The following is a 24,459-nucleotide window of genomic DNA, read 5'->3' on the forward strand; positions in this document are numbered from 1 at the left end:
CCAAGCCATAGCCCAGGAAGTAGATAGAAATCAAAATTTATAATTATGTCAGGGCAGCAACTGATACTTTACCAGCAATGGTAAGAGCGATCGCTGTTAATGCTTTTGCTGAAGCTGAATCTGGATCGCCAACAACTATCGGTACACCACTATCACCACCAACTCGCGTGGAAATTTCTAGCGGCACACACCCCAAGAGTGGCACTCCCAATTCCGCAGCTGTTTTGGAGCCACCACCGGAACCAAAGATGTCATATTGCTTATCTGGTTGATCGGGGGGGATAAAATAGCTCATATTTTCCACGATCCCCAATACTGGAACATTCATTTGCTGGAACATCCGCAATCCCTTGCGAGAATCTAACAGAGCTACGTTTTGCGGCGTTGTGACAATTACTGCCCCTGCCATCGGCACTGCTTGCGTTAAAGTTAACTGAGCATCTCCGGTTCCCGGCGGCATATCTACAATCAGATAGTCCAGTTCACCCCATTCAACTTGATAGAGAAACTGGCGAATTACACCATTGAGCATAGGCCCCCGCCAAATTACTGGTTGATCTCGGTCAATCAAAAAGCCCATTGAAACTAATTTGACGCCGTGATTAAAAGCAGGTTCCAGAATGTCACCTGTTTCACTAGAACGCACAGTAATTTGAGCATCAGACAAACCCAGCATGGTGGGGTCATTGGGCCCGTAAATATCAGCATCTAGCAAGCCGACTTTCGCTCCAGTTTGAGCTAGAGCCACTGCTACATTCACTGCAACCGTACTTTTACCAACGCCACCTTTACCGCTGGATACAGCAATGATATTTTTGACTCCAGAAATGCCAGTGCGTTGGCGCAGCCCGCCGGAGGCATCGGGTAAACTTTTTTGTTGGGGTGTTTCTGCCGTCACTTCTATACTGACATCTGTCACGCCTGGGAGTTTTTTGACAGCTTTCTGACAGTCTTCGACAATAAATTCACGTAAAGGACAGGCAGGAGTGGTTAATACTAAAGTGAAACTAACCTTACCACCGTCAATTTTTACGTTGCGAATCATATTCAGTTCTACCAGACTTTTGCGGAGTTCTGGGTCTTCCACTGGTCGCAAAATTTCTAAGACAGAGCGGGAATCGAGGACATCGTACATAAAAATTCAAAATTCAAAAAGAATAAATACACTTGTGGGGGAACATCTTAGCTATTAACTGGATGCCTTCTTAAGTAAGGTCAGCTAAGTTTTATCACTGTTACTGCCGTGATAAAACTTAGCAAATAGCATTATTACCTAATAGAATCTTAACTTTCTTTGGGCATTGGGCATTGAAAAGAGATAGAAGGGCAAGGTGCTACTCTTGCTGAAGGGAAAACTCTTCTCCCCTGCTCCCCTGCTCCTCGGTCACTGAGCGTAGTCGTTCGCGCAGCCTCTCGTAGAGAAGTGCTGCTCCCTTGCTCCCTTGCTTCTTCCCCAATCCCCACTACCTAAAAATCAAAACAACTGTCATTAAGGGATTTTTTCTGACCAGATACCGCTGGTAATGCCGTCTTTTCTACTGCTTCGACTAAAGAACGTGCAACGCGGTCTGCATAAGGACGGGATAAAGACCAAATCAGGGGTGATAACCAACCCCGTAGGGTTACAGAATAAGACAAACAAGTACCACAAACTGTTGACTCTACTTGGTAAGTTACCCGTTCTTCTATTCCAGGAATCGCCATCACGCGGATACTCAGCATCTCTCTGGGATTGACGCGTTCCACAAAAATTCTGATGGGAATCGGCGAAAAGCGTGTTACAGCTTGAAAAATTAATCCTGGTTTGGGTACTAATCCGTGGGGGACATTAGTACTCTTAAGTTGTGGATGCCAAGAAACATCTGTTAAGTCAACCACTTTTTGCCACAGTTCATCTACAGAAGCAGAACTAATCTCTCGATACGTCCACACCAGAGAAGCGCAAAACCGACGACGTTTGCGGTGGATGAATTTGGATAACCAACCTTGCATTTTCCTAATCCTCCTCCCTAAACACTTTCTGGTAACTCTGGTGTGGCGTTCAACTACGCTTAACTGCTAAATTAAAACTTTCTCAAAAATGTCCTAAATCATAGCAAGCCCTGATTTCGATACAGACCCTAACAGTCAACATCAGCAATATGGCAAAAAATTTCTGAGTAGGCCAGTCAAATCGTTGATACCTCAAGCTTAAGACTAAAATTTAGTCTTTATACCAGAATATTCCAATTAAGAATTTCAAAAAAAACTAATTCAATATACAAGCCTATACGCATTTGAGGGAAAATAACTCTAGTGATGCCCATCAATCGGATAAATGCTTAACCCAGGAAGAAAAAAGCGGGTTGGGCAAATAGAACTAGATTGTTGGCGTGTGTTTCCCCCAAATTTTAAAATGAAAAATTTGTGGCTTTCTGGAAATTGTAATTTAGGTTCGGGAATCTATGTTGACCAACTCGCAAACACCAACTGTAGAAGCAGAATCATCAAAGTCTTTGCCAGCACCTGACGCTCAGACTAGGGTCAGTCAGTTTATGAAACAGCTGCAAGACGAAATTACCGAATCATTGGCAAAACTAGATGGTGTAGCTAAGTTTAATGAAGATAGTTGGGAACGCCCAGAAGGAGGGGGAGGGCGATCGCGCGTGCTGCGAGAAGGTGCAATATTTGAACAAGCAGGTGTAAATTTTTCTGAAGTTCAGGGTTCCCATTTGCCACCCTCAATTTTAACCCAACGCCCGGAAGCCGCAGGGCATGGCTTTTATGCCACAGGCACTTCAATGGTATTACATCCTCGCAATCCTTATGTGCCCACAGTTCATCTCAATTATCGCTACTTTGAAGCGGGGCCAGTGTGGTGGTTTGGTGGCGGTCTTGACTTGACACCTTATTACCCCTTTGCTGAAGATGCGGCACATTTACACAAAACATTAAAGCAGGCTTGCGACCAACACCACCCAGAGTATTACCCGGTGTTTAAGCGGTGGTGTGATGAATATTTTTACCTGAAGCATCGTGATGAAACACGGGGCGTCGGTGGTCTATTTTTTGATTACCAAGATGGGCAGGGTGCTTTATACCGCGGCCCAAATCCCAATGGAGAAGCGGCTATTTATAGCAATCAGGTGGGAACACCAGCAACCCGCAATTGGGAAGATTTGTTTGCTTTTGTGCAAGACTGTGGTAGAGCATTTTTACCAGCCTATGTACCAATTGTAGAACGGCGCAATGGGATGGAGTATGGCGATCGCCAACGAAATTTTCAACTCTACCGTCGGGGACGTTATGTAGAATTTAACTTGGTTTATGACCGAGGTACTATTTTTGGTCTACAAACCAACGGACGCACTGAATCAATTCTCATGTCCCTACCGCCCTTAGTACGCTGGGAATACGGCTATCAACCGGAACCCAATTCCCCTGAAGCCGAGTTGTATGAAACTTTCCTTAAACCTCAAGATTGGATCAATTGGACACCTAAATAGTTTTGAGTGCTGAGTGCTGAGTGCTGAGTGCTGAGTGCTGAGTGCTGAGTGAGAAGTTATGATAATTATCCCGATCTTCCCCGACTCTCTCATCTCACTCATCTCTTCCACTCCTCACTATTTTCGTGAGTTATAACTACTAAAGTTAAGCACTTAGCTGAAAAAGGTGACAAATTTAGCTATAGCTTGTTAATCTCAAGTGACAGCATTAGAAAATTCTGTCACTAGTTAATCTTAAAAGGAATGCCACGGGGAGGGCTTTAGTGATTCATATAGACCAAAAAACTTATACAACCCAAGACGGAAACACTGTTATCGTCTTGACACCATCAGGCCGTCTGGATATCACCACGGCTTGGCAATTTCGCCTGAAGTTACAAGAGTGTATTTCCAAACTCAGTCGCCATGTAGTTGTAAATCTGGCTCAGGTAAATTTTATTGATAGTTCTGGTCTTACGTCTTTAGTAGCTGGAATGCGTGATGCTGATAAAGTCAAAGGCAGTTTTCGCATTTGTAATGTACACCCAGAAGCCAAACTCGTGTTTGAAGTGACGATGATGGATACTGTTTTTGAAATCTTTGAAACAGAAGAGGAAGCTTTAGAAGGTGTGCCTCGTAGCATTGCCAGCTAAAAAAGAGTTACAAGTTAAGAGTGAGGAATTAATTCATAACTCAATAACTCATAACTTTATCTTATTGAATACTGATTTTGCTTGGTGTAGCGATAAGGCCCCATAATCGCCCCCCAGGTTGCTTTTCCAGTTGCGGGATCAATTCCTTTGTCGTAGCTGTGAAATTCTGTCGCTGTAGCTGCAAAACCTAAAGAAACATGAATACTATTGCCAAGATAAGTAAAACTACAACGAGTCTCTGGTAGTGGGGTAGCGGTAAACTTATAGCGATCGCCAGCTAGTTTCTCCTGAGTAACTCTTAGGATACAACCTGGTAGTAAATCTAATTGTTCGGATGTCAGTGTGTTTAGTAGAGCAGGGTTATCACCTGCGCCTTTTAATGCACCTGGATCTTGAGGCATATAATATTGTACTTCCACAGTTGCGTCAGAGTCGCTGCTTTGACGCAACCGGATAATTCGCTGGCGGTAAGGTTTATCTAAGGTAATAACGTTAGCCTGTTCAGCAAACAAGGTAATGCTATCTTCTGTGAACAGATTAACTGGTCTTTGCCACAGACGAAGGTGGACATACCAAACTGGTTCTGCTATGGCTTGTTCCCGATTATCAAATTCACCAGCTAGGTACTCACCTAAAACAATTAACTGTGGCGAGAAGTTCATAAGTACAATCAATAAATCATTAAGGATAATAATTCTTAGCTAGTTTTTTAGGAGAAAAGGTCTGATCCCCTGTGGCTATCAGCTTATAAAATACTTCTAATGTGTATATATTGTAAATGAAACCGTCACCCGCTAAAAGCTCAACTTGGCAAAGTAGCCTTTAAGCGAGAAAATAAAGATACGTCGCCCTTAACATTTCTTTTTTCTTTGTGAATAACGTCCGTACAGTCTCTGATACAAAGCGAACTTTCTATAATCTTCACACCCGTCCGATCAATACTATTTATCGTCGGGTTGTGGAAGAATTGATGGTGGAAATGCATCTGCTGTCAGTAAATATCGATTTTAGCTACAATCCAATTTATGCCTTGGGTGTCGTCACTACTTTTGACCGCTTCATGGAAGGCTATCAACCAGAACGGGATCAAGAATCAATTTTTAACGCCTTATGTCAGGCTATAGAAACAGATCCGCAACGCTATCGACAAGATGCCCAAAGATTGCAAGCTGTAGCTAAAGGTTTGCCAGTTAAAGATTTAATTGGGTGGCTGGGCCAAACTACTTACTTAGATAGAGATGCTGACTTGCAAGCACAACTGCAAGCGATCGCCAATAATCCTAACTTTAAATACAACCGTTTGTTCGCAATTGGTGTATTTTCGTTATTAGAACAGTCAGATCCCGGATTAGTCAAAGATGAAAAGCAACTCACTGAGGCGCTGAAAGCGATCGCTGCTGGCTTGCACCTCTCCGATGACAAACTCAACAAGGATTTGGAGTTATACCGTTCTAACCTGGACAAAATGGCGCAAGCGCTAGTAGTGATGGCAGATATACTCTCAGCTGATCGCAAAAAACGCGAGCAACGTAAACAACAATCAACTACCCCAGTTGCTCCCCCAAGTTCCAACGAATAGTTAGAATTTGGCAGTGAAGAGTTAGGAGTTATGAGTGAGGAATTGTTAATAACTCCTAACTCTTAACTCTTAACTTTATACACCCAATATTTTGTAGATTAAGCTGTTAATTATAGTCAGCGTAAATGCCCCAATAACAGCACTCCAAATCCCGTAACGCAAGCGAAAGCCCTCTACTAACCAAGCAGCAATACTAAAACAAACCACAGCAATCATAAATGTGAAAATGCCGGATAATAAATCCAATGTGAGTAAATTTGGTACTGCAAAAATGAGGCTTAAAATCGGTCTGACTATTGCCGTCACGATACCAAGCACTGCGGCAGAAAGAAACGCTTTACCAGGAGTATCAATTTCAACTCCCAAAGGCAACTTACTAATTATCAACAAGCTGATAGCTGTTACTACCCAAACAATTAAAAGCGTCACGATATTCATGCCACAACCCCTGATATTAATTAGTAATTCGTAATTAGGACACGCTGAAAGACGCTTGATACAAGCGCTTTCCAATCTGTTAACCTATTTGGACATCCTTCCCCAATTTGGTATGAAATGTGGATGGTAATTGGTGATGAGTTGCTCAGTCTATAGGTGGAAAAATCTTTAAAGCTCAACCAATTATTTGTAAATTAGCAGTTTTTTTTATCTAGCCGAGATTTATTCTAGATATCTTTAGGTTTGAGAAAAGGTTTGCAGGAGAAGTGGGGAGTGATGAATGCGGGACAAGGGGACAAGGGAGACAAGGAGAATAACCTATGCCCAATGCCCCTTATCCCCAGAGGGGCCCACCATTCCTAATTCCCATTCCCCTATCTCATCTTTTAAGAGGAGGTTGGGTTTGTTTCGGTGCTACAGGCGCTTGAGGCGCTGGTGAGTTAGGAAGCACAGGAGAAATACCAGGATTGATAGGACTGATGCCTTGCCCAGTTGGAGGCTGAGTGATGCTAGGAAAGGGTTCAGAATTAGGTGCTAAGGGGAATTTTGGGGTAATATTCCCTTCGGGATTAATTCCTGGAAGTGGCACAGCACCAGGATTGATTGGAAAAGAGGGGACAGCAGGCTGGTTAGGCGAGTTTATGGATGGTTGAGAAGGGCCAGGAATAATTCCCAAAGAAACGCGATCGCCTCCTACTTGTCGTAGCAAATCTAATGTCTCAATTACATCATTGTAAGTTGCTGTGCGCGAAGCATTCAGTACCACAACGGCATTGGGGTTTGCTTGGAGATACTGTTTTAAACTCTGTCTCAAATCTTCCTGTTTTACAGGCTGTTTTTCTATGTAAGTATTGCCCACAGCATCGATAGTTACAATCAGACTTCCACTCTGTGATGTTATTCCAGAGACTGTACTGGGGCTGGCTTTAGGCAAATCAACATTTATTGCCTGTTGCCGTGTAAATTGTAAAGCCGCTAATAAAAAAAATGTCAGGATACAAAAAACAACATCAATTAAAGGGATGATTTGAATTTGGACTTCTTCAATTGGAGTATGTAGATTAACTTTCATGTCTCACTCTCAAGCCTGGTTTAGGGGTTGAATTATTGACTATTAAGTAGGTGTATTTGGGGGTTCAGGAGGTTCAGAAACTCTAGTTTTTCCTGGCTTGCGGGGTGGAGTTAAATTTTCTTGTACAATTGCTGATGTCCTATTGCTAAAGTCAGGAGGAGACTGGCGATAGAGCAATTCCATCTCATTCCCTGCCTTCCGAAAAACTTTGACTTGGTTGACTACAAAACTTTGAAATAGGCGGTAAAATACCAAACTAATAATGGCAACTATTAGCCCACTTGCTGTACTAATTAAGGATTCACCAATACCAGTAGTCACCCCAGCAGTAGATTCAGTTCCCAAATCGCCAATCCGAATTGAGCGCAGAGACTGAATTAAACCCAAAACTGTACCCAACAATCCCAACAGTGGCGCTAGGGCAATTACCGCTTCTAAAAGTTTTTCGCCCCTGCGCATCCCAGCTAATTCGTCTTCTGCTGTAGCCTCCAGTGCTAGTCGAAAGGTTTCCGCATCAGTTTTCGTAAAACGTAGAGGGGCGTAAAGAAAACGCCCGACAGGCTGATGGCTTGCAAGTCTTGCGATGTCCGCAGCTACTTCCCAATTATCCTGGGCAGCATCCAGGATGCGGTCAACTATTTGCTTTTCCTGAGTCAAAATTCGCAACCAGAACCACAAACGCTCGAAAATGACACTCAAAGCCAGAATCGAGAGAACAAGCAATGGCCACATTGCTGGCCCACCCTTATAAAACAAATCTAAGATATCCACTGTTTAAGTTTCCTCCCTCCAGGACTAGAGCAAATGTGTTAAGGCATTTTAATTCTAGAGATTAATGCAAAATGAGGGACTTCCAAAATATAAATTTCTCAAAAACCTAAAAAAACAGTGCAAGCATAACGTATTTGACTGAGACTGCTGTACTAACTTGCTGCTGGATAGGCAATTGAATCATAGACCGATAATTTTTGGCATACTTTTGCTAAACTTCCTTGTAATACCAATTTGAAAAAAGAATGAAATACATAGATAAGATCCTAGCCAACCCTCTCTAGGGCTTCGGGGAGGGTGCGTGTCAGTGAAGGTGGGGTGTTTGGTCGCAAACATTTTTTGAATTGATATAACCTGAATCACCACAGGATATTTTCACGTTAAGGAGAACAAATTTTGGCAGCAGTCCGAGTCCGCCAGCATGTTAATCCACTTGGTAAAAAGTATCAAACACCAGCAAGTCCCCTTGACTGGGAAAAAATTTATGCAAAGCCAAATCAACCACTACATTTAGATATTGGCTGCGCTAAGGGACTGTTTTTGTTGAATATGTCCAAGATAGAACCCAACTGGAATTTTCTTGGCTTGGAAATTCGGGAACCGCTGGTGGTGGAGGCGAATAAGTTACGTTCTGAATTAGGTTTAACAAACCTGCACTATTTATTTTGCAATGTAAATAACTCACTGCGATCGCTTTTATCTTCCCTCCCTCCAGGAAGTTTACAACGCGTTACTATTCAATTTCCCGATCCTTGGTTTAAAACCCGCCACGCTAAACGTCGTGTAGTCCAACCAGAACTAGTGGCAGACTTAGCTAAGTATCTTGCGGTTGGGGGGTTGGTATTTCTGCAATCAGATATGGAATTTGTGGCTGTGGAAATGCGCGATCGCTTTGCTGCTAATTCAGCTTTTCAGAAAGTTGGTGCAGGAGAATGGCTAGCCGAAAATCCGCTGCCAGTTCCCACAGAACGGGAAATAAGTACGCAAAAAAAGGGTGAACCTGTTTATCGGGCTTTGTTTGAAAGGGTGAGAAGTACACAATAGAGATGTTTTTAATATCAACTCTATTTCCCAATTCTAAGTTTTATTGAGTAGCCTTATAAATATTTATTAATATTACTTAAATTTTGCTTAAATTTTGCTTTTATATTTCTATTAAACATTGCTCAAGATTGGAAAAGTTTTTGGGACATAAATGTTTTATTAATGGTCAAAATTTTAATTAAATATTATTTGATAATTAGTAAAACTATCTGTTTCTAAAGTAGTTTATAGAGGCATAAGTTTTATTAATAAATAATTATTAAAAAAGTTTTAAATCATTGTTTAGTGACATAAAAGGTTTACTTATGTCTGTTTATAAATTTTCAAAACATAGTTAAATCTATTATTACTATGCTTAAGATATATACAGGCTAGGTAATTACAGTACTTCATCATTAAGCCTATATCTAGTTATATCTTCAGAGGAAAAGCACAATGGAAAGGAATAAAAAGAATTCAGATTTTCAATTGGACATTAGCAATCTGATTGATAATGCTGTTAACAATGCACTAGCGCGACGGAACCACAATCAGGATTTAGAAGATGGTTTGCTAACTCTGTCTAATGAAGAAATGGCAAACGTTGCAGGCGGTTTTGTAACGGTTAAACAATTCGATCCAATCATTGCAGGTGGTATTACAGGTGGTATCGGTGTGATAAAACCGATTAGTGATATTTCTGTGATAAAACCGATTATTTGTGGACTAATTGCACAAGACCAGAACTCAATCTCTTAATCTAGAAAGCACAAGTCTTTGAAGTTACTAGTCAGTATTAAACTCTTGAACATTTAATTTGCTTATTTAGGTTGATGGAGAGCAGGCCGATTCAAAACTCGGTATAAATCTCCATCAGCTTAAAAATACAATTCACTATAGGTTCAATTTATGGAAGACATCGCTACTGAAAAGACTACACTTTGCCCTAGTGCAAGACCAGAATGGGAGGACAGTGTTGTTTTCGGCGTCGTTGGTGGCACAGTCACAGAACCCCGCGTAGCTTATCTTAAGCATCCCCAACCTGTCACAGATGAACTAATAGCAAAGGCTAGTCCAGTAACACCCACTGAAATTTTTCGGACGGCTGCACCCTGTGCAACTAAGGGTTGTCAACATTTTGATGGTAAAGATTGTCGTTTAGCAATGCGAGTTGTAGAAAATTTGCCGACGGTAGTAGAGGATCTACCACCTTGTTCCATACGTCGAGATTGCCGATGGTGGCAACAAGAAGGTAAGGCAGCTTGTATGCGTTGTCCACAAGTTATTACAGATAACTACAATCGCTCTGAATTACTACTTAAAGTGGCCACACCGACTGTTAGTTAAGCAAAGCTATGTCTACTCCAGATGTTAGAGATTTATATCCGCCAATAAAATTTTTTTCAAGGAGAAAATTATGTCCCTAAAAAATGTTCAAGCCTTTTATACAAGGCTAGCCAATGATGAAGCTTTTCGCGCTCAAATTCAAGGAGTGACAAGTAAAGATGAATGTAGCCAAGTTGTTAAAAGTGCTGGCTACGATTTCACCCAGGATGAGTTTGAAGAATATACGGCTCAATTGTTAGAGTCAGAGACTGCTGAGAGCGAACTCCAGGATTTAGGTGAAAAAGAACTGGAAGCTGTTGTTGGCGGACTTATTCAAAGTTCTAACATATTGATTTATGGGGCACCAGCTGGTCTCTGGGATTGGCCACCTATGCAGCCTATGTATGGAGTTCCTGAGTTAGATATTTTAGATAAAAGTTGATAGGGACAAATACGGATATATTCGTCCTTTTCTCAAGAAATTAATTGAGGCTATTCTAATGACTTATCGTCGAATTAGTTACGCAGTTTGGGAAATTACATTAAAATGTAATCTAGCTTGCCAGCACTGCGGTTCTCGTGCTGGTCATACAAGGGCGAACGAACTTTCTACATCAGAAGCCCTTGATTTAGTCAAGCAAATGGCGGAAGTGGGAATCACTGAAGTTACCATGATTGGTGGTGAAGCATTTCTGCGTCCTGATTGGCTGGAGATTGCTCAAGCAATTACCAAAGCTGGGATGCTTTGCGGTATGACTACTGGAGGTTATGGTATCACTCTCGACACAGCACGCCGGATGAAAGAAGCTGGTATTAGAGTGGTATCTGTCTCTGTTGATGGCTTAGAAGCAACTCACGATCGCCTCCGTGGTAGACAAGGCTCTTGGCAATGGGCGTTTAAAACCATGAGTAATCTCAAACAAGCAGGTATTCCCTTCGGCTGCAATACTCAAATCAATCGTCTGTCTGCACCAGAATTTCCTCGTATTTACGAACATCTGCGCGACGCCGGCATCTTCGCTTGGCAAATTCAATTGACTGTACCGATGGGGAATGCAGCAGATAATAGCGACATTCTGCTGCAACCTTATGAATTACTAGATGTGTATCCGATGATTGCTCGTGTTGCCGAACGCGCAAAGCGAGAAGGGGTGCAAGTACAGCCAGGAAATAATATTGGCTATTACGGGCCCTATGAGCGACTGTTACGGGGAGGAGATGCTTGGTCTTTTTGGCAGGGATGTAGTGCTGGATTGTCTGCATTAGGCATTGAAGCTGATGGTGCTATCAAAGGTTGTCCCTCGCTACCTACCACGGCATACACTGGCGGTAACATCCGCGACTATTCACTGCGGACAATTATTGAAGAAACCGAGGAACTGCGGTTTAATTTGGGGGCTGGTACTCCCAAAGGAACAGAACATTTGTGGGGTTTCTGCAAGTCTTGCGAATTTGCTGAACTTTGTCGTGGTGGTTGCAGTTGGACAGCTCACGTTTTCTTTGATAAGAGAGGCAATAATCCTTATTGTCATCATCGCGCCCTCACTCAGGAAAAAGGCGGTATTCGAGAGCGAGTTTTTCTTCAGCGTCGGGCCGACGGAAACCCCTTTGACAATGGGGAGTTTGGGCTAATTGAAGAACCGATTAATGCTCCTTGGCCTGAAAATGACCCGCTTCATTTTACTAGCGATCGCATTCAATGGCCAGAAGGTTGGGAAGAAGAACCAAATCTAGCATTATCTTTAGTTAGTTCTAGTAATTAAAAACTGCAAAATACCATTTCTATGAATAATATCTCTACTGATATCCCTTCAGAAAATACGACTGTTCCTGACTCTCAAGCAATCCTATTACCTCGTTCACCTTGGAATAGTCAACTAGCTTATTTGAGAGTGCTTTTTCGGGCGAAGAAAGCTCTAGACCGCATCGAAAAAGAAGCAGGCGTTTTGAGAATTGAAAACTAGTTAGATTATATCCATAAATTACTTAAGTTTGATTACTTATTTTTTTAACCCAAGGGAAACTTGGGTTATTTTTTAATCTGATGCTTTCTATGTACTATGATTAAAACTTTGGGGACAAAAATGATAATAGGACACCAGCCTTAATTACCTCCTTTGCTTCATAACTTAGACTCGCAGCAAACCCCCAACTATTGTGAGGAGTTTGCTGTGAGGCTCAAAGAAGTAACTCTAGAAGCCAAACTTTTAATTTTATGAGTGAAATATGCAATAAATGTAACTACATTTACACACAATACAAACGCGATCGCATATTCTCGAAAACTTGGTTGACTGATTCTAGTGACATCAACATTTTATTGCTGTCGTAATCAACTGTTACCGAAAAACAATGATTTTCTACTGGCATATAAATAATACATAGTTGACAAATTCAGAGCTTATGACATTTTTATTAAATTCTCATAATGTTTTCGATTATTTAATTGAACAAGGGTTATGTAATCAGTCTGAGCAATCACCCAGCAAGGTAGAACCACTTACAGCCAAAAATTTTAATTTATTACTGAGTTAGTCAGGCGATCGCAAACTTCTAGTTAAACAAGAACGACACAATCAGAAAGGGAAAGCGCTGGTGAATTTTTAAATGAGTGGCGAATTCAAGATTTTTTACAACGATTTTCTTTGACTTTAAGTACTGTATAACCCAGATGACTGTTGTTCGAGGCAGTAACGCTCCTCTTCTGCTTCCAGTTTCAAAAGTTCTTGATGACTTTCGCAATAGTGAATAGCTTCCTCGATCGCAGCAAGGGGGAGGTTCCAATTGTCTGCTGCCTCTTCTATTGACATCTGGTTAACAATCATATCCTACCAAACTGTCGAGGCAAGTAGTTTTCGCCCTTTGATGTTTTGTAGAGGCTGTGGAAAGCGATCGCGCAGTTTGCGGCACGTCTTAGCTGAGTGAGACAGATTGTAGCGAATAGTATAGGGTCTACTCCTAGTGCCAGAATGAAATAGCCCCAAATTTTTATCGTTCAGTCCAACAGGATTCTTGGGCTGATTTTTTATTGGTTTTTCTAATTTTTGGAAATGAAGTAAGCAGTGAAAAAGGAAAAAGGTCAGAAATATTTTATATATTTCATTAAATATTAGGTACTTTATCCAAACAAATCTAATATTTTTGTTTTTAGAAAAATAACCCAAAAAAATTGATAATAAACAAACCTATAACTGCATTATTTATGGTACATTTTTTAGTGATTTAAATCTTGAAATAATAGATTCAATAAGAGATTATAGTAATAGGAAAAAACAATAAAAAGTTTAATTCCGACCAAAACAATTTTACTTAGGAGTACATTTAAAAATGGCTAACATTGTAATCTCTAACATCGCTCTTACCCAAGATACTGAAAGCTTTATCCATGAGCTAGAAGAGCAAGAAATTGGGGATGTTTTAGGCGGCGGCTGGTATTTCAGTTTATTTTGGGGCTTAATTGAATTTGGCTCTTATTAATACACTGTAGGTCTTTCAGCCCTTAAAAATTTTAAGACCAGCATAGGCTTTACTCATGAGTATCAGCTTGTGCTGGTCTTAAATTGTTACCTTGTGATCTCGCCGATTAAAATTAAACCGCTCTCTGCCATAATTGCAAATCTATAGTTACAACACTTTGGAATATAAGTCAAGGTTTTGGTTAACTTCAACTTGCTCAATTTTTTGTTTAGTCCATTGAAAAAACAAATCAGACATAATTTTATAACGCAGCTTCTTATCCAATTGCGGATGAATAATCTCTTCAACTAAAATCAGGTTTATCCCTTTAGAAGTTACAATAGGTTTGAGAAGTTGGGGAGGCTTTGTAGCAAAAACAGCAGCACAAATTTCTGGCTTTATATCTTTACGATGCATTATCCCCCGATATCCTCCTTCGCGACGTAATTCTGTATCCTGGATGTATTTGTGAGCAACATCATAAAAATTCATCTCACCTTCCTTAATGGCATAAAAAAGTTCTATTGCCAAGTCTTCATTATCCAGAACAATCTCATACATGACCACACCAGCATAATCTAGTTGATTTTCAAAGAAATAGGGTTCAACTTTATCTGCAAACAGATGAGCGGCTAACTTCCCAGAAATGACGGTGCTGTAGACAATTTCTTCATAATCATCTATACAAAGACTATGTTTTTTCAACCATGCCCAGGCATCATCAGCACTATTGAGTTTGTTCATTAACCGAATTTGGTCTGCTGCTTTTTGCAATTCTTCAGTATCTACTTTTATACCTGCCTCGGCTGCGGCATTTTCAATAACCTTGCGGGTAACAATCCCCTCAACAAACTCAGGAATTTTGCAAGATAGCTTGACTTGAGAAAGAATATCTTCGTTGGTAATAGTGATAGTTTGTGACATGATGTTTTTCCTAAATAGATAGACGACATTAAATGTTTTTCGCTGAGAAGGGAGCTTTCCGCCCCCTTAACTTACTTGTAAGGTGGTTAGGTTTAGAAATGCATAATTACCGCGATCGCTCTACAATTTCACCCCACCCTGCTGCAACTGCTTAAATGGATCAAGCAGAAAATCAATAATCCGGCGCTGACGCACAATTACCTCAGCCGTCGCCGTATCCCCAGGATGCAAGGCAATACATTTATTAGCCGAGAGTATACAATTTTGTTTTAGGGTAATTTCTAAGTCATAAGCTGCTACTTTCCCATTAGGTGTATCCACTTCTATGGTGGTAGGAGAAATCTCTAACAATTCTCCTTCTACTATTCCATAATCCTGAAACGGATAAGCATCAAATTTTAGCTTTACTGGCAATCCTCTTCGTAAAGAACCACTCTCAGTTGTTGCCATTTGCGCCCGAATTATTAAAGGCGAACCTTGGGGTGCAATCTCCGCAATCATTGCTCCTGGCTGCACTACAGACCCAGCCCTTTGTATCGGTAACTGAAACACTCTACCATTGACAGTAGCTCTTAACTCTCGTTGTCCTAACTGAAATTTTAACGAGAGAATCTGACTCTTACTTTGAGCAATTTCTGCCTGAAGCGTAGTAATTTCTGTTTCTAAATTCTTTTGTTGTTCCTCAATTTTTAGCACAGCTAGCTTGCCGGAACGAGTTAAGGTCTGATAACTTCTTTCTTGTTCTTTTAGTCGCAACTGTGCCTGCTCAATATCTGCATTTGCTTGCCGAATAGTCCGCTCATAACTACTCTGTTGTTCTACCAAACGTAGTTTAGCTTGCTGAATATCTGACTGATTTTGTTCAAATAACTGTTGCTTGTCTTTAGCTATATCTTGCTTTTGCACAACATTGATTTCTGGAACAACTCCTGAGTGCCAAAGACTCCGATAGCGTTCAACTTCCCGCTCGGTACTTGCTAAACTACTGTTTACTAACTTATTAGCTGTTTGACTATGCTCAAGAGTTTGCCGTGCCTGATTGACTTGAGCTAATTTTTCGTCTTTTTGTAAATTGTATGAATTCCTAAGAGCATTTATATTCTGTCGCACTTGGTCAATTTGAGCCTGTTTTTCTAACTGTTGAGATTGGTTCTGTTGCTGTTGAGTTGTCAAAGATACAACTAACTGGCTTTTAGATGAATTCAACTGAGAAAGTCGATTTAATTGTCCTTCTAATTTATCCTGTGCCTGTCGTAATTCTGCCTTAACTAATTCCGATTCCAACACCAATAAAGTCTGCCCAGCTTTAACTAAATTACCTTCCTTTACCCGAATTTCGGCAACAGTACCGGCCACAGCAGCATCCAGTCTAACCGTCTTTCCCTTTGGCTCAAGTCGCCCTCTTGCCGTACCTGTTTCATCCACTTTAGATAGCATTGCCCAAGGTAAAATGATCGACACAAACACCACCAAAAAATACAGCAATCCTCTTGTCCAAACCTGGGGCAAGCTATCAAGTAAATCTTTGGTTGCATAAGACCAATCATCAGTTAATATAGCTGGTGTTTGCTCTCTGAAAATTTCCTTGCCCTGTTCTACCTCATAGATTTGGGTTTTAACTTTTCCATTTAATGTGTTTGGCATGATTTTTCCTGATGTCAATTTTGGATTTTGGGAGTGGGGAGACAACGAAAGCTTCCTGCTTATCTTCTTTTTTCACCCCGCAACATCCATCTGCTGATGATTGAGATAAAAATAATGTCCCCGCTTCGCCATCAACTCTTGGTGAGTCCCACTCTCAACCAACACGCCGCGATCCAGCACCAAAATCAAATCTGCATTCCGCACAGTTGAAAGGCGATGGGCGATTACTAAGGTGGTTCTGCCTTTGAGAATTGTGTTTAAATTCGTCTGAATAATCCTTTCTGACTCTGCATCCAGATGGGAAGTCGCTTCATCCAAAATCAACAGCTTGGGATTGCCTAATAACGCCTTTGCGATCGCAATTCTTTGTCGCTGTCCTCCAGACAACATCCCCCCTCCTTCACCAATCTGGGTTTCATAACCCATAGGCAACTTTTTAATAAACTCATCAGCACCCGCCAATCGCGCCGCCTCAATAATCTCTGCCAAAGTTGCCCCAGGGTGTGCCAAGCTAATATTTTCCCGAATCGTTCCGCCAAACAAAAAGGTGTCTTGGTCAACTACCCCAACCTGTTCGCGTAGAGAACGCAACGAAATACTGGTGATATCATGCCCATCAATCAAGACTTTGCCATCTGTGGCAGGATATAACCCCAAAACCAACTTAGAAATCGTGGTTTTACCCGAACCACTCCGTCCCACTAGGGCAACCATTTGCCCACTTTGTACCTCAAAACTGAGATTTTCTAAAACATTGATATCGCTTTCGGGGTGATAGCGAAATGTCACATTGTCAAAGCGAATGTTACCTTGAATGGGTGGTAAAGATTGCCGCGCCTGATGCTGCAAATCCTCTTCTGGTTCCGCATCCAATACATCATTAATGCGTTCCACCGCAATTACCACTTCTTGCAATTGATTCCACAAAACTGTTAATCGTTGGAAGGGTCTAATAATATTTCCCAGCAACATATTAAATGCCACCAATTGCCCAATGGTTAACTCGTTGTGAATTACTTGGTACGCCCCAAACCACAGCAATACAGTAGTTACCACCGCTTCAATTGTGTTGCTGAATATTTGCAGGCGATTGCTAATAACTTGCCCGGAAAAGTTAGTTTTTACTTCTTTACTTAATAACTCTTCCCAATGCCAACGCACTGTCTGTTCTACTGCTGTGGATTTAACTGTTCGCACGCCAGAAAGTGCTTCAATCAGATAGCTGCTTTCATTAGCAACAGCATTAAATATTTCTCTAGAAATCTTTTGTAAAAAAGGTGTGGCAATCAATGCCAGCAGTAAAAAAGGCGGTACAATCACCAATACTAGCAACGCCATTTTCCAGCTGTACCAAAACATCAATCCTAAATAGATAAAGACAGTAACTAAATCCAGCAGGATAGACAACGCCTCACCGGAGAGGAAGCGTTGAATTTTACGGTTTTCCTGTACACGAGAGATAATATCCCCGACATAACGCGACTCGAAGTAACTCAAGGGTAGCCGCAAGGTATGGCGAATAAATCCGACAATTAGTGCTAAATCGAGCTTATTCGCCGTGTGGTCTAACAGATATTGGCGCAACCCTGTCATCGCTACACGGAATAAACTAAAAATTAGTAACCCTAACCCCACTGCTGTTAAGGTTAGTTCAGAACGCTGCACTACTACTCGGTCTAAAATTAGCTGGGTAAATAAGGGAGTAACAAGTCCAAATATCTGGATAAATAAGGAAGCGACAAACACTTCTAGCATTACTAAAGAGTGAGGCTTCATCAACTCAAAGAATTGCCAAAAGGGGGTAGAAGTCTCTTTGGTGTCCTTGAGCATTGCTGTCGGTTGCAGCAGCAATGTGTAACCAGTCCAGTTAGCTTTAAATTCGGCGTGGCTGAGGGTGCGTTGACCAATAGCGGGGTCGGCTACAATGACGTGTTTAGGCGTAATTTCGTAGACAGCTATATAATGCTTGCCCTCCCAGTGAGCGATCGCAGGCAATTTTTGCTTAGCTAATTGGTCAAGACTGGCTTTCACTGGTCGCGTGGAAAACCCAATACTTTCCGCCGCAGCCGATAACCCTCGCAGCGACGAGCCATTGCGGTCAACATTGGCGATATCGCGCAGGCGATTTACACTAAAGTTTTTCCCCCAATAGCGAGACACCATTACTAAACAAGCTGCACCACAATCCGATCCACTCTGTTGGGCAAAAAATGGATAGCGCCGAATCACACGCTGTAATAAATGCCCTACTTGCTGCGTGGAGTTGGGGAAATAGGCTTTGCTAATCTTTTTCTCGCGCGGCTTTATTGCTGGCGTTGACAAAATCGTTGTTTCATGAATCTGTTTGGAGCCAGATGGGAGTACTGGGGTATTATCCGAGTCCATCTGTTGGGGATTACGAGATAGCGCCTTAGCCCACAAATGCTTCCGAATTTGGGGATATTTAGCCATCAATGGCCATAGCACTTCACCCGGAACAAAGCATAGTTGTAAGTTGACTGAAGCTCTAGCAGCGTAGGCTTTAAAGTCTCCCTCCTTAAACAAGGTAAATTCCCCAAATGAGTCACCTGCCTCTAAAGTGGCGATTAACTCATCGGCGCTATCTAGCAACCTGACCTTACCAGCGATCGCAATATAGATTCCTGGTTGGACATCAGTGCCTTGCCAGAATTTGCCAACTTTTGGGTTGATAAATTTAACTTGTTGAAGATAGTGTTGAAATTCCTCTGTCGAAAGAGAATGCCCCAGAATTTTGTTGAACTGTTGTAGAGTTACTAACTGAGCAGATATATCTTGCGCCATGAATGTCTACATCTTTTCCTAATTTTGCAAAGTTAATAGGTAAAAATTCGGAATTATCAGGAATAACTGCCGATTTCAGGTCACTAATCAAAATTTTGGAACCTTGAGTCTGTTCAGTGCTGTTTTGTTGAGAATTGCTAGGTTTTGGTACTGTGGATAATCCCATCTGTTTGAGCAGTCGCTTGATATGGCGATCGCTCACCTCAATCCCAAATTCTTTTGCTAGATGTTTCCCTAACCAGTTTGTTGTCCACCGACGAAAAGAATAGCCATGATCGCGGGGACTACTTTTAATCAGTTCTTTCAAACGTTCTAAATACTCGTCATTTACTGCCTTCGGACGACCAATGGGGCAATCTTGCCATTGGTGCGCCATCCCTGTCCGGGCTATGTGCATCCAATGCCTTGCTGTTGCTGGACAACACCCCAAAATTTGACAAATTTCTGTTTGGGATTTTCCCTCATCTGCCAACAACATGATTTCAATACGTTGTCGGTAAGATTCAGGTAAAATTTCTTCCAAACTTCCTAACAGTAATTTCCGCTGAAATGATGTTAAATACTTACTGTTAGTTAGATTTATGTATCTTGTTTCAATTTTCGTTTGACAGTCAGACATACACGTATAGTTAACTAGATTTGTGGACACACAAATGTCTTATGAACGATGCATAATTTGGCAATATCTCTACTTATAGAGATATTGCTAAAGCTAATTTTTTCTTGCAGATGTAATACTTATTACGATTTGTTTTTTATTTTATGCAAAAAATAAATTAGTTAAGTAATATGTTTGTTTTTTAAATATTCCTTTTGTAACAATAGATTAAGCTACAAACTCAATTTATAAATTACGAAAATAGTCACTAAATTTTAGTAACCTTTTTGTAAAGATAAATTTCTGGCGAGCAGAGAAAAAAGATTTATAACGGAGTCGCCATTATCTCAGATGAAAATTCGTTTGGGAGAGCACATACGTAAGGGCACAATATATTTGTGCCCCAAGAGTGAACTGTATTCTTCAGATATGAAAATTACTGTAACCGCTTAAACTTTTAGTAAAGGAAGGGTGACGGTAAAGGTTGTACCGACTCCAACTTGACTATTGACTACAATCTCGCCTCCATGTGCATCAACACACTTTTTGGCGATCGCTAGCCCCAAGCCGGTACCAGGTATGTTTCCCACATTGTCTGCACGTCGGAAAGGCTGAAACAGTCGTTTTTGGTTTTCTTGAGGAATGCCAATTCCCCAATCTTGAACTCGGAAAATTACCGCTTTTTCCTGACCAATTAGTTCAAAGCGTACTATGCCGCCCGGTAGTGAATACTTAATAGCATTACTAAGTAAATTGCCCAAAATGTGCCGCAGTAAGCTTTCATCCCATAAAGCGTCATCTAATTGCCCAAAACTGGCGAATACCAAAGTCAGCTGCTTATCATTTGCAATCAATCGAACTTCATCGACCATTTGGCGGCAAAAAGCTTCTAAATCTAAGCAGATGACTTCAAAACCCATGTTCCCAGAATCAGCTTTACCGATGAATGTAACTTCATCCAATAGCTTTGCCATGTTTTTAATTGCCGATCGAATCATTTTCAAATGATTCTGTTTTTTCTCTTTGGTTAATCTTTCATCTTGATTTTGTAGCAATCCAGCAGCCAAAAGAATAGTATTTAGCGGATTGCGGATGTCATGGGAGAGCATTGAGACAAATTCAGATTTGAACTGGTTGAGTTCATTGGCTTTTACTAGTTCCGCAGTTCGTTCTTCAACCCTAGTTTGTAAAGTTTCATTGACCGTGCGTAATGATTCTAAAACCTGCTTGCGCTCGATCGCATAACGCAAAGAGCGAACCAACACATCTACATTTACCTGGCGCTTGACTAGATAATCTTGTGCCCCCTGACGCACTGCTTCAATTGCTAGTTCTTCGTCATTTGTATTGGTTAAGACAACAATCGGTGTACTCGGCGCTTGATCGATCAGAGGAGGTAGAGATGACAATCCTTGACTGTCAGGTAGAGTTAAATCTAATAAAATAACATCATAATTACATTGACTTAATTCCTGAAGTGCTTCCCCCAATCGCATCACATGAACCAGAGTAAACTCTTGCGATTGCGCTTGTGTTAGAAACTCTTGTAACAACCTAGCAGAAGCTAGGTTATCCTCAATTAACAAGATTTTTACTGAGTAGCTCACAACCATAATCTTCGGGTTTCACCCCCTATTGCTCCTCTATCTTGATAGTGCTGAGTGCTAAGTGCTGAGTTAGGAGTTAGGAGTTAGGAGTTAGGAGTTAGGAGTTATTATTCTCCCCGTGCCCCTTGCCTCACTCTGATGGTAGTGTCACAGTACCTAGCCAAAAATCTTCAATACTCTTGACGATTTGAAATAATTGGTTGAGGTTGCGGGATTTAGTGATATAGCAATTTACGTGCAAATTGTAGCTGTGAAAAATGTCATCCTCATTTTTAGAGGTTGTTAGCACAACAACTGGAATACGTTTTAGTACTGGGTCGGCTTTTATTTCCGCCAGCACTTCTCGACCGTCTTTTTTAGGCAAGTTCAAATCCAGCAAAATGAGGTCAGGGCGTGCTGCATCAGCATATTCACCTTCTTGGCGTAAATAAGCCATAGCATCTATGCCATCCCTGACCGTTACCACTTGGTAGGGCACTGAACTATTTTTCAATGCCTCTTGGATTAAGCGAATATCAGCTTTATTGTCCTCTACCAAAAAGATGGTTTTGTGTTTTTCTTCCGTTTCTACGCTCAAGTTCGCGTCCTCCAACTGGAATCGTAAAGTAGAAGGTTGCGCCTTCACCTAGTTCTGACTCTACCCAGATCCGCCCCCGGTGACATTCGACAATCTTCTTACATATGGCTAAACCCATACCTGTACCAGTATATTCATCCCGCGTATGTAAGCGCTGAAAAATGACGAAAATGCGATCGCTAAATTTTTGGTCAAAGCCAATACCATTATCTCGAACTGAGAACAGCCATGCATCTTCTATTCTTTCTGCTCCCACATGAATTTGTGGCGGCTGGTCACTATGGAACTTAATGGCGTTACCGATGAGGTTCTGGAATAGCTGCATCATTTGGGTGCTGTCAGCTATTACAGTTGGTAAGGGATCGTGGGTGATAGTAGCCCCAGTTTCATTAATGCGTTGACGTAAATTGCCCAAACCGCGATTTAAGGCTTTCTCTACCTCGGTCATTTGAAATGCGATCGCCTGCATATCCACTTTTGAGTATGCCAGCACGTCATCAATTAACGTCTGCATCAGGCTAACTCCCTGTACAGCGTAGCTGATAAACTCCTGAGCATCTTCGTCAAGTTCTTCGCTATAGCGCATCTCTAACAGCTGCACGTAATTCACAACTTGATTGAGTGGTTCTTGCAAGTCATGGGAGGCGACGTAGGCAAACTTTTTCAGTTCGGCGTTAGAACGTTCTAAATCTTGCGCTAACTGGGCTAGTTCATCGGCTTGACGCAACACAATATTGACAATTGCTTTCCGCAGTTCTAAAGCTGCTTTAACTTCTACATCTTTCCAAGGTAAAGATGTTAAGCGAACCGTTTCTTTCCACAATTCAAATGATTTGCGGGGACACAGACGAACATTTCCTTCTGACTGGTTAACTTCAAAAGCCTTATTAGGATCGCCACCCCAATTTACAGTTTGAATTACTTCCGGTCGGAACCACAAAACATAATTTCGCTTGGCGATGGGAATCGCTAACAAACCACTGGCGACATTTTTAAAACTTTCGGCATCTGGATAAATCTGCGGTAAAGAATCTGTAGAGAAAACTTCTTCTTCAACATTATTCTTCAGCCATTGGACTAAAAAATTCAGGTCTTCTTCTCTAGGGGTTTCACCAACTACTGTGCAATTTCCCCCAAAACAAACGGCTGCACCTTGAGCGCTGGCCAAATCTAAAAGATGCTGTGGGTTTTTAACTAAACCATCAATGAAGTTTTCTTCTTGAGACATGTATTCAATCAAAACTGATTGAAGATGTGTCAGATTTATCCGGTGATAGTAATCTTCTGTCTCTTCTCTTGCTGAGATTTCTGCAAATATTACTCGCCCCAAGAATTCGCAAGCTTTACGTAATTCGTAGGAAACATATTTCGGGGATTGATGATGACAAGCAATTAGTCCCCAAAGTTTTTGGTCTTTAATTAAAGAGATGGTAAGCGAAGCACCAACACCCATATTATGCAAGTACTCCGTGTGACAGGAAGCAGCACTTCTGAGAATAGAGTTGGTTAAATTAATCGGGCGATCGCTAATTGGATTATTTACAGGAAGAAGCTTGACTGGCTGAGAATAAGCATCTGGGATGATTCTGATCGAATTGGCAGCAAATAATTTTCTCGCTGGTTTGGGAATATCTGACTCTGGATAATGCAGCCCTAAGTATGGTTCTAGGCTTTCTAGTTTTTCTTCAGCGACAACGGAACCATGCCCATCATCATCGAATTTATATAGCATTACCCTGTCAAATTCCGTTATTTTCCGAACTTCTTGAACGATAACTTGACAAAAGTCACGGAGATTTGCTGTTTTTTCTAATTGATTAATAGATGCTCTAGCTAGATGATAAAAGCTTAAAAATGGAATATTTTCTTGAGTAAGAGCAGGTTCTAACTCCAGAATTAAAAATCCTTCTGTATTGCGGTGAAATATTGCATCAAATACTATGTAATCATCACCTTTTTTTCGCACCCAGACTTTGGTAGGATTGATGAAATCAAGATTTTCGCCAGATAGTCCTGTTTTAATTCTCTCTATTTGGAATGGGTCGAGTAAATCTTCTAGCTTTTTGTGTAACATATTTTCGGGAGCAATTCCGAAAATTTTTAATGTATTAGTGCTAACTTGTAATATTTTTAGCTCAGGCTCCTCTAAAACTAACAGGACACCATGAGGCTGAATTTGGCTAGAAATATGAATCGGTGCCTCTTTCAAGCTAATTAAATTAATACCTGGCAATTGTAAGTTCATTTCCATGACGATCCTCCTGTGTTGTCCGGGAGCATCAAAACTAGAGTATCTATAATAATGCAGAATGATGAATGTCAAAAATTTTATAATTTCCATTCATCATTTTTACTTAGTATCTAATTTCCCATGCCCTGGTGTTGCGTTTTGCAGCCTTAGTTGCATCTGCTTGCACTTTGAAAAGTCTAACAGTCGCTAAAGTTACATAGCGATAAGAAATGTAAAAACCATGTGATTAAACAATTCTATATATGTGTAGCTATGTTAAGAACAGAATTCAGGA

The 24,459-nt window shown here is 41.1% G+C and carries 25 protein-coding genes and 1 pseudogene; 11 read left to right on the plus strand and 15 right to left on the minus strand.

Annotated elements, in window-relative coordinates; all coding sequences use genetic code 11:
- Nucleotides 1-43: 43 nt before the first annotated feature.
- Both RMY16_RS11760 and RMY16_RS11765 read right to left on the minus strand, forming a co-directional pair.
- On the minus strand, nt 44-1,135 hold the full coding sequence (locus RMY16_RS11760; RefSeq protein WP_322736503.1) for an Mrp/NBP35 family ATP-binding protein: 1,092 nt from the start codon (nt 1,133-1,135) through the stop codon (nt 44-46).
- Nucleotides 1,136-1,467: 332 nt separating this feature from the next.
- On the minus strand, nt 1,468-1,992 hold the full coding sequence (locus tag RMY16_RS11765; protein WP_069070960.1) for a polyketide cyclase / dehydrase and lipid transport: 525 nt from the start codon (nt 1,990-1,992) through the stop codon (nt 1,468-1,470).
- Between the two features lie 452 nt (nt 1,993-2,444).
- Here RMY16_RS11765 and hemF point away from each other — a divergent pair, with 452 nt between their 5' ends.
- Together hemF and RMY16_RS11775 are read left to right on the plus strand one after the other, a co-directional pair.
- Nucleotides 2,445-3,485: an oxygen-dependent coproporphyrinogen oxidase gene (gene hemF, locus RMY16_RS11770; RefSeq protein WP_322736504.1), complete on the plus strand. Its 1,041-nt coding sequence runs from the start codon at nt 2,445-2,447 to the stop codon at nt 3,483-3,485.
- 263 nt (nt 3,486-3,748) lie between these two features.
- Complete coding sequence (locus RMY16_RS11775; RefSeq protein WP_094351701.1) at nt 3,749-4,117, plus strand: STAS domain-containing protein; 369 nt, start codon at nt 3,749-3,751, stop codon at nt 4,115-4,117.
- Between the two features lie 56 nt (nt 4,118-4,173).
- Here RMY16_RS11775 and RMY16_RS11780 read toward each other — a convergent pair whose 3' ends face one another.
- The gene (locus RMY16_RS11780) at nt 4,174-4,779 is read right to left on the minus strand and encodes a chromophore lyase CpcT/CpeT (protein ID WP_322736505.1); all 606 of its coding nucleotides are present in this window, start codon (nt 4,777-4,779) and stop codon (nt 4,174-4,176) included.
- Nucleotides 4,780-4,988: 209 nt separating this feature from the next.
- Here RMY16_RS11780 and psb29 point away from each other — a divergent pair, with 209 nt between their 5' ends.
- Nucleotides 4,989-5,696, plus strand: a complete 708-nt coding sequence (gene psb29 / locus RMY16_RS11785; RefSeq protein ID WP_322669366.1) for a photosystem II biogenesis protein Psp29 — start codon at nt 4,989-4,991, stop codon at nt 5,694-5,696.
- Between the two features lie 75 nt (nt 5,697-5,771).
- Here psb29 and RMY16_RS11790 read toward each other — a convergent pair whose 3' ends face one another.
- From RMY16_RS11790 to RMY16_RS11800, 3 genes are all read right to left on the minus strand, one after another.
- Entirely contained in the window at nt 5,772-6,134 is a 363-nt protein-coding gene (locus tag RMY16_RS11790; protein ID WP_289798955.1) for a phage holin family protein, read from the minus strand.
- A gap of 379 nt (nt 6,135-6,513) precedes the next feature.
- The gene (locus tag RMY16_RS11795; protein ID WP_322736506.1) at nt 6,514-7,206 is read right to left on the minus strand and encodes an ExbD/TolR family protein; all 693 of its coding nucleotides are present in this window, start codon (nt 7,204-7,206) and stop codon (nt 6,514-6,516) included.
- A 42-nt stretch (nt 7,207-7,248) separates the two neighbouring features.
- The gene (locus tag RMY16_RS11800; RefSeq protein ID WP_322736507.1) at nt 7,249-7,977 is read right to left on the minus strand and encodes a MotA/TolQ/ExbB proton channel family protein; all 729 of its coding nucleotides are present in this window, start codon (nt 7,975-7,977) and stop codon (nt 7,249-7,251) included.
- A gap of 396 nt (nt 7,978-8,373) precedes the next feature.
- On the opposite strand from RMY16_RS11800, the gene trmB reads away from it, so the two are divergent.
- The 6 genes from trmB (at nt 8,374) to RMY16_RS11830 (ending at nt 12,290) form a co-directional block, all read left to right on the plus strand.
- Nucleotides 8,374-9,021: a tRNA (guanosine(46)-N7)-methyltransferase TrmB gene (gene trmB, locus RMY16_RS11805; protein WP_322736508.1), complete on the plus strand. Its 648-nt coding sequence runs from the start codon at nt 8,374-8,376 to the stop codon at nt 9,019-9,021.
- Nucleotides 9,022-9,456: 435 nt separating this feature from the next.
- Complete coding sequence (locus RMY16_RS11810; RefSeq protein WP_322736509.1) at nt 9,457-9,759, plus strand: hypothetical protein; 303 nt, start codon at nt 9,457-9,459, stop codon at nt 9,757-9,759.
- Nucleotides 9,760-9,909: 150 nt separating this feature from the next.
- Nucleotides 9,910-10,347 (plus strand): nitrogen fixation protein, encoded by a 438-nt coding sequence (locus RMY16_RS11815; protein ID WP_322736510.1) that lies wholly within the window; start codon nt 9,910-9,912, stop codon nt 10,345-10,347.
- 70 nt (nt 10,348-10,417) lie between these two features.
- Entirely contained in the window at nt 10,418-10,768 is a 351-nt protein-coding gene (locus RMY16_RS11820) for a Nif11-like leader peptide family natural product precursor (protein ID WP_322736511.1), read from the plus strand.
- 58 nt (nt 10,769-10,826) lie between these two features.
- Nucleotides 10,827-12,089: a nif11-class peptide radical SAM maturase 3 gene (locus RMY16_RS11825; RefSeq protein ID WP_322736512.1), complete on the plus strand. Its 1,263-nt coding sequence runs from the start codon at nt 10,827-10,829 to the stop codon at nt 12,087-12,089.
- Between the two features lie 21 nt (nt 12,090-12,110).
- On the plus strand, nt 12,111-12,290 hold the full coding sequence (locus RMY16_RS11830) for a hypothetical protein (protein WP_322736513.1): 180 nt from the start codon (nt 12,111-12,113) through the stop codon (nt 12,288-12,290).
- A gap of 283 nt (nt 12,291-12,573) precedes the next feature.
- On the opposite strand, the gene RMY16_RS11835 is transcribed toward RMY16_RS11830, so the two are convergent.
- Nucleotides 12,574-12,696 (minus strand): hypothetical protein, encoded by a 123-nt coding sequence (locus tag RMY16_RS11835; RefSeq protein WP_322669356.1) that lies wholly within the window; start codon nt 12,694-12,696, stop codon nt 12,574-12,576.
- A gap of 33 nt (nt 12,697-12,729) precedes the next feature.
- Here RMY16_RS11835 and RMY16_RS11840 point away from each other — a divergent pair.
- Nucleotides 12,730-12,968 (plus strand): annotated as a pseudogene (locus tag RMY16_RS11840) (aminoglycoside phosphotransferase family protein); the annotation flags it as partial.
- A gap of 9 nt (nt 12,969-12,977) precedes the next feature.
- Here the strand turns inward: RMY16_RS11840 and RMY16_RS11845 are convergent.
- Nucleotides 12,978-13,151, minus strand: coding sequence for a hypothetical protein (locus RMY16_RS11845; protein ID WP_322736514.1), 174 nt, complete (start codon nt 13,149-13,151; stop codon nt 12,978-12,980).
- 502 nt (nt 13,152-13,653) lie between these two features.
- On the opposite strand from RMY16_RS11845, the gene RMY16_RS11850 reads away from it, so the two are divergent.
- Complete coding sequence (locus RMY16_RS11850; RefSeq protein WP_322736515.1) at nt 13,654-13,803, plus strand: hypothetical protein; 150 nt, start codon at nt 13,654-13,656, stop codon at nt 13,801-13,803.
- A gap of 147 nt (nt 13,804-13,950) precedes the next feature.
- Here the strand turns inward: RMY16_RS11850 and RMY16_RS11855 are convergent, their stop codons facing one another.
- The 7 genes from RMY16_RS11855 to RMY16_RS11885 form a co-directional block, all read right to left on the minus strand.
- Complete coding sequence (locus RMY16_RS11855) at nt 13,951-14,706, minus strand: peptidylprolyl isomerase (RefSeq protein ID WP_322736516.1); 756 nt, start codon at nt 14,704-14,706, stop codon at nt 13,951-13,953.
- Nucleotides 14,707-14,826: 120 nt separating this feature from the next.
- Nucleotides 14,827-16,350 (minus strand): HlyD family efflux transporter periplasmic adaptor subunit, encoded by a 1,524-nt coding sequence (locus RMY16_RS11860; RefSeq protein WP_322736517.1) that lies wholly within the window; start codon nt 16,348-16,350, stop codon nt 14,827-14,829.
- A gap of 72 nt (nt 16,351-16,422) precedes the next feature.
- A complete protein-coding gene (locus RMY16_RS11865; protein ID WP_322736518.1) occupies nt 16,423-19,152 on the minus strand; it encodes a peptidase domain-containing ABC transporter in 2,730 nt (909 codons plus the stop codon).
- Entirely contained in the window at nt 19,046-19,771 is a 726-nt protein-coding gene (locus RMY16_RS11870) for a helix-turn-helix domain-containing protein (protein ID WP_322668518.1), read from the minus strand. Before RMY16_RS11870 ends, RMY16_RS11865 begins: the two co-directional genes overlap by 107 nt.
- 428 nt (nt 19,772-20,199) lie before the next feature.
- A complete protein-coding gene (locus RMY16_RS11875; protein WP_322668517.1) occupies nt 20,200-21,363 on the minus strand; it encodes a hybrid sensor histidine kinase/response regulator in 1,164 nt (387 codons plus the stop codon).
- A 124-nt stretch (nt 21,364-21,487) separates the two neighbouring features.
- Nucleotides 21,488-21,934: a response regulator gene (locus tag RMY16_RS11880; protein WP_322668516.1), complete on the minus strand. Its 447-nt coding sequence runs from the start codon at nt 21,932-21,934 to the stop codon at nt 21,488-21,490.
- Nucleotides 21,879-24,185 carry an ATP-binding protein gene (locus tag RMY16_RS11885; protein WP_322736519.1) on the minus strand — a complete coding sequence of 769 codons (2,307 nt, stop codon included), beginning with the start codon at nt 24,183-24,185 and terminating at the stop codon, nt 21,879-21,881. Before RMY16_RS11885 ends, RMY16_RS11880 begins: the two co-directional genes overlap by 56 nt.
- Nucleotides 24,186-24,459 lie beyond the last annotated feature (274 nt).

This window comes from Nostoc sp. DedQUE12b (assembly GCF_034530835.1).
Taxonomy (GTDB): Bacteria; Cyanobacteriota; Cyanobacteriia; order Cyanobacteriales; family Nostocaceae; genus Nostoc.

What these genes read in the sequence shown, in the direction of transcription:
- RMY16_RS11835 (WP_322669356.1), bottom strand. Translation starts at nt 12,696, where the DNA reads ATGCCAGTAGAAAATCATTGTTTTTCGGTAACAGTTGATTACGACAGC.
- RMY16_RS11820 (WP_322736511.1), top strand. Translation starts at nt 10,418, where the DNA reads ATGTCCCTAAAAAATGTTCAAGCCTTTTATACAAGGCTAGCCAATGAT.
- RMY16_RS11815 (WP_322736510.1), top strand. Translation starts at nt 9,910, where the DNA reads ATGGAAGACATCGCTACTGAAAAGACTACACTTTGCCCTAGTGCAAGA.
- RMY16_RS11845 (WP_322736514.1), bottom strand. Translation starts at nt 13,151, where the DNA reads ATGATTGTTAACCAGATGTCAATAGAAGAGGCAGCAGACAATTGGAAC.
- RMY16_RS11875 (WP_322668517.1), bottom strand. Translation starts at nt 21,363, where the DNA reads ATGGTTGTGAGCTACTCAGTAAAAATCTTGTTAATTGAGGATAACCTA.
- RMY16_RS11760 (WP_322736503.1), bottom strand. Translation starts at nt 1,135, where the DNA reads ATGTACGATGTCCTCGATTCCCGCTCTGTCTTAGAAATTTTGCGACCA.
- RMY16_RS11790 (WP_289798955.1), bottom strand. Translation starts at nt 6,134, where the DNA reads ATGAATATCGTGACGCTTTTAATTGTTTGGGTAGTAACAGCTATCAGC.
- RMY16_RS11865 (WP_322736518.1), bottom strand. Translation starts at nt 19,152, where the DNA reads ATGGCGCAAGATATATCTGCTCAGTTAGTAACTCTACAACAGTTCAAC.
- hemF (WP_322736504.1), top strand. Translation starts at nt 2,445, where the DNA reads ATGTTGACCAACTCGCAAACACCAACTGTAGAAGCAGAATCATCAAAG.
- RMY16_RS11780 (WP_322736505.1), bottom strand. Translation starts at nt 4,779, where the DNA reads ATGAACTTCTCGCCACAGTTAATTGTTTTAGGTGAGTACCTAGCTGGT.
- RMY16_RS11860 (WP_322736517.1), bottom strand. Translation starts at nt 16,350, where the DNA reads ATGCCAAACACATTAAATGGAAAAGTTAAAACCCAAATCTATGAGGTA.
- RMY16_RS11765 (WP_069070960.1), bottom strand. Translation starts at nt 1,992, where the DNA reads ATGCAAGGTTGGTTATCCAAATTCATCCACCGCAAACGTCGTCGGTTT.
- RMY16_RS11825 (WP_322736512.1), top strand. Translation starts at nt 10,827, where the DNA reads ATGACTTATCGTCGAATTAGTTACGCAGTTTGGGAAATTACATTAAAA.
- RMY16_RS11870 (WP_322668518.1), bottom strand. Translation starts at nt 19,771, where the DNA reads ATGTCTGACTGTCAAACGAAAATTGAAACAAGATACATAAATCTAACT.
- RMY16_RS11810 (WP_322736509.1), top strand. Translation starts at nt 9,457, where the DNA reads ATGGAAAGGAATAAAAAGAATTCAGATTTTCAATTGGACATTAGCAAT.
- RMY16_RS11855 (WP_322736516.1), bottom strand. Translation starts at nt 14,706, where the DNA reads ATGTCACAAACTATCACTATTACCAACGAAGATATTCTTTCTCAAGTC.
- RMY16_RS11830 (WP_322736513.1), top strand. Translation starts at nt 12,111, where the DNA reads ATGAATAATATCTCTACTGATATCCCTTCAGAAAATACGACTGTTCCT.
- RMY16_RS11850 (WP_322736515.1), top strand. Translation starts at nt 13,654, where the DNA reads ATGGCTAACATTGTAATCTCTAACATCGCTCTTACCCAAGATACTGAA.
- RMY16_RS11885 (WP_322736519.1), bottom strand. Translation starts at nt 24,185, where the DNA reads ATGGAAATGAACTTACAATTGCCAGGTATTAATTTAATTAGCTTGAAA.
- RMY16_RS11795 (WP_322736506.1), bottom strand. Translation starts at nt 7,206, where the DNA reads ATGAAAGTTAATCTACATACTCCAATTGAAGAAGTCCAAATTCAAATC.